The following is a 4397-nucleotide window of genomic DNA, read 5'->3' on the forward strand; positions in this document are numbered from 1 at the left end:
GCAGAATCAAACGACACCGTAAACGTCTTCGGCACCGGCGTCCAACGCGCATACAAGGTCAGCCCGCCGGTCACCGGCTTGCTGAAATCATACTTCGAACCGCCGGCCTTCGCGGTATACCAACCCTGGAACACATACCCCGCCCTCACGGGATCCTTCGGCGCGACAGCCCTCGCACCATACTCGACCGTCTGCGACGCAACCGACGAACCACCAGCCGAATCAAACACCACCGCAAACGTCTTCGCCACCGGCTTCACACCCGACACACGGCCGCTGAACTCCACGGACATGCCATCCGCCTTGAGGGTGAAGGACTGCTTGAAGTCATACGAGTACGACGCCTTCGGGTCGTACGTCTTCCACGTGACCACGCCACGCTTCGCGTCCAGCGTGCCGCCGGCAGGCGACGTGGACGACGGCGCCACCCATGTGCCGTCAAGCCAACGGGGCGCCGGCATACTCACCGAACCATCCCCCTCAACCGTCAGCTTCGCGCTCGGACGCACACCGGCAAACGACGTTGTACCCGTATCTGTACTGCCACCATACAGGGACAATCCATGCAACACGCTCAGATCCAACACACCCGTACCATACAGATCCAGGTACTCGAGCTTCGTCAGCCCCGCCAACGGAGACACATCAGACACCAGCGTACCATACAGATCCAGGGACTCAAGGTTCGTCAGCTTCGCCAACGGCGACACATCAGACACCAGCGTACCCGACAGACACAGGGACACGAGCTTCGCCAGCTTCGCCAACGGAGACACATCAGACACCCGCGTATTAGACAAATCCAGGAACCCGAGGTTCGTCAGCTTCGCCAACGGCGACACATCAGACACCTGGGTCTCCGATAAATCCAGATGCTGGAGCTCCGTCAGCCCCGCCAACGAAGACACATTGGACACCTGAGTCTTATCCAAATCCAGGGACCCGAGGTTCGTCAGCTTCGCCAACGGCGACACATCAGACACCTTCGTATCACCCAGACGCAGGACCCCGAGCTTCGCCAGCCCCGCCAACGAAGACACATCAGACACCTGAGTACCATTCAAATTCAGCGACTTGAGGTTCGTCAGCTTCGCCAACGGCGACACGTTGGACACCTGAGTATTGGACAGATCCAGGTAATCGAGCTTCGCCAGCTTCGCCAACGGCGACACGTTGGACACCTGCGTACCCGACAGATGCAGGTACTGGAGGTTCGCCAGTTTCGCCAACGGGGACACATCAGACACCTGAGTACCAGACAGCCACAGGTCCCCGAGTTTCGTCAGCTTCGCCAACGGCGACAGGTCCGACACCTTCGTCTTATCCAGATTCAGCCACTGGAGGTTCGTGAACACCTGCAGGCCCTGCAGGCTCACTATCGAAGAACTTGGACGCAAATAAGACTCGGTGAAGAGTCGGGTGGTGTTGTTCACGTCCTTGGATGTGAGCACCTCACCCGTCTTGCCCGCATCACCCTTCAACTTCTTGGCGATACCCTGCGCCAATGCCTGGTCCGGGAAGCACTGCGCTATCGTCGACCTGTCCGGCACACACTGCGACACACCACCTGACACCGACACGGACGACACGTCAGCCGACGCCGACGGGGCCACCGCCAACACACAAGCCAACACGCCAGCCACCACACCGGCAGCCCGACAACGACCACGAGCAACACCCATGGCACCCTCCTCAAAAACACATCTCTCCAAAAGGCGGGGGCAACCAACACCCTCCCACACAACCACAACATACCCCCCCCCCGTAGCCAAAACCCCATCAGACAAACCCCGGCAAACGCCGCGACACCGGTGGAACGGACCCCATATTCCCGCAGGCACCCGACACCACAACATGCATGCCGACTATCTGCGTTATCTGCAGTACCTGCCGCAACCCATTTCGCATATCTGTGTTCGCGAACACCCGATACCCCAAGTAGCATCGTCGGTATTCCGCGGATCGTACCCGCGATACCGGGCGCGCATGAACACCGATAACGCAGATACAGCCCGGCAGGTACTACAGCCAAACGAGATGCACCCCCGCAGACACCACAGACACGCAAGAAACCCGCAAGCCAGCGACCGCACCGCCTTCGACGGCGTGCGGTCCTTTCTCTCATACGCCCTTTTATCCGTCCCTTATTTTCAGATATCGCCCGTGATGCTTTCGACGAGAAGGTCGACGGTCGTGCACCAGGTTTCCCCGGGGACGGTCTTGTCGTTCCCTCCCCCAAATGACGCGCGCCGCTGCCGTGCCCTGCCGATCGCCCGCCGCACGTCCTCGGCGGTGAAGACGACGCCACGCAAGTGCTTGTGCGTCCCGTCGTACCGGCATCTGGACCCGTATTCGCGTTTCATGAGCTCCCTGAGACGCCCGGCCGCCGCGGAGGATGTGTTGGGCTTCGTCTCGGCGTGCAACAGCACCCATATCTCGAACATGGTGTTGGATACGGCCAAGTGGCGGTGCTCACCGCCCCGCGCCCATTGTTCCAGCGGGACGTACTCGGCGGAAAGCCTGTTCTCGGTGTCGGCGACAATCCAGATCTCGGCGTTCGGGAACCTGTGCTCCTCCCGCTTCGCCATCCCGACAAGCGTACTGTACTCGCCGCCGCCGGATTCGACGTGGCAGCGGACGTTACCGGGGATGAGGCCACGTATGCACTCGTTGAAGTAGTCCGGCTCGGTGGCCTTCCCCTCCGCGAGGATACGCACGACGATGTTCTGCTCCTTGAACCCCTCGGACCGCCTGATGGACGGGTGTCGGGGGCGGACCGCGTCATTCCGTCTCGTTCTGGCCATGGCTACTCCTCCGTCCCCTCCGAGCCGTAGGACGCGTCGATGGACGGAAGGCCGCCGAACCGCCCCTCCAGATAGCTCCTGCGCAGGTCAAGGTCCTTGCGTATCCCCTTGTAGGAGCTGAGCGCGGCCAGGGACGATTCACCGGACCGGGACCGTTCCGCTATGTAGATCTCGTCGGCGCGCAACAAATCGGTGTCCATGAGCATCAGGTCGTGCGTGGTGAAGATCATCTGGCTGCGGTCATGGGCACCTCCCGAGGATTCAAGGACACGTCGCACAAGCGCCTGGGTCATGTCCGTATGGAACTCCTTGTCGATCTCGTCAAGCAGCCAGACGCATTCCGTGTCACCGGACCACAGATCGGTGAAGACCGGGAGGACCTCGAGCAGGCGCCTGGTACCGGAGGACTCGTTCTCGAACCCGAACCGCTCCTCCGTCCCATCCCGCCGGCGGCGGTATGTCTGGACACGGCGGACGCTGATGTTCCCGTCTTTCTTCGTGACGAGGTACACGGCGTCGGTGATATCGTGGAGTGGCTGGTGCACGAGCTGATACATGGTGTCCCCGTCGGATTCCAGCCGCGCGAGGAACCTCGGGTCCATGCTTCGCTCGATCTCGGAGGCGGGAGCCTCCTCAAGACCGACCCTGTCGACCCCCGTGTCGAGGGCTCGGAGAATCTCCCCGAACATCCTGCAGTACCGTTCATCGGTAAGCACCCTGGAGAAACGGGTGTACTGGGTGTCCGCCCCCGCGTGGCGCAAGGTGGAGTCGAACCACCCGTAGAGGTGTGCGAACACGGGGATCCGCTGCCCCACGGTATTCGAAAGGAAAAGCCGGTAAGGGCCGGTTCCCCTGGCGCATTCCACGAGCCTGCCGCACAATTCGGCGTCCCAGCCGGGCAGTTCCGGGCATGCAGCCGGCTGGAGCTCGACGACAGCGTCGCCCCCGCCGTCGGTGGTACGGCTGTAGACGTTCCTCCAGCCACTGTCGCCGATCCCGTCCTTCGTATGCCAGTACAGGGCCTCGTCGATGACCCCGGAACGGGTCAGGGAGAATTCAAACAGCCACATCCGGCCGTCCACGATGAAGACGATGGAGAACCGCGTAGGGTCGTCCGGACTGCCGGGACGGAACCCACGGACGGGAATCCCTCCCCTTGCGGTCTCGTACTCGCCGGTCACGAATGCCTTCACGAACCGCAACGCGTCAAGGATATTGGTCTTCCCGCCGGCGTTGCCGCCCCAAATCCCCGCGACGGGCAACAGAGACAACCCCCTGTAGCCGGGAACGGGAATCAGGGTGCCGGCATGGCTCCTACCACGGCCGGCGACCATGCTCAGGCCAGCCGGCCCCCGGTATGATTTCCAGTTCTCGAACGTGAACGATACGAGCACGCCGACCTCCCTGACCTGTGATATTAACGACGGCTTCATTCTCTCACCGACCGCGCGAAATGCAAAATTTTCACGTTTCACGCAGTCAACGGGGATGCCGTCAGCATCGATTCCACCGGAGACGCTGCGCTTGCACATGAACAACAGGCTGTCGGCATCGACCCGCGGATACGGGAAGGCCCCGCAAGGCAGACGCCCC

The 4397-nt window shown here is 61.7% G+C and carries 3 protein-coding genes; all 3 read right to left on the bottom strand.

Going from position 1 to position 4397, the window contains the following annotated elements:
- On the bottom strand, nucleotides 1–1550 hold a 1550-nt coding region (locus tag WD012_RS08160), incomplete at its 3' end, for a leucine-rich repeat domain-containing protein (RefSeq protein ID WP_339563254.1).
- A 600-nt stretch (nucleotides 1551–2150) separates the two neighbouring features.
- Complete coding sequence (locus WD012_RS08165; protein WP_339563255.1) at nucleotides 2151–2804, bottom strand: RloB family protein; 654 nt, start codon at nucleotides 2802–2804, stop codon at nucleotides 2151–2153.
- Between the two features lie 2 nt (nucleotides 2805–2806).
- The coding region (locus WD012_RS08170; protein WP_339563256.1) for an AAA family ATPase at nucleotides 2807–4397 on the bottom strand (1591 nt) is incomplete at its 5' end.

The sequence above is a fragment of the Bifidobacterium thermophilum genome, assembly GCF_037482445.1.
Classification (GTDB): Bacteria; Actinomycetota; Actinomycetes; order Actinomycetales; family Bifidobacteriaceae; genus Bifidobacterium; species Bifidobacterium thermophilum_B.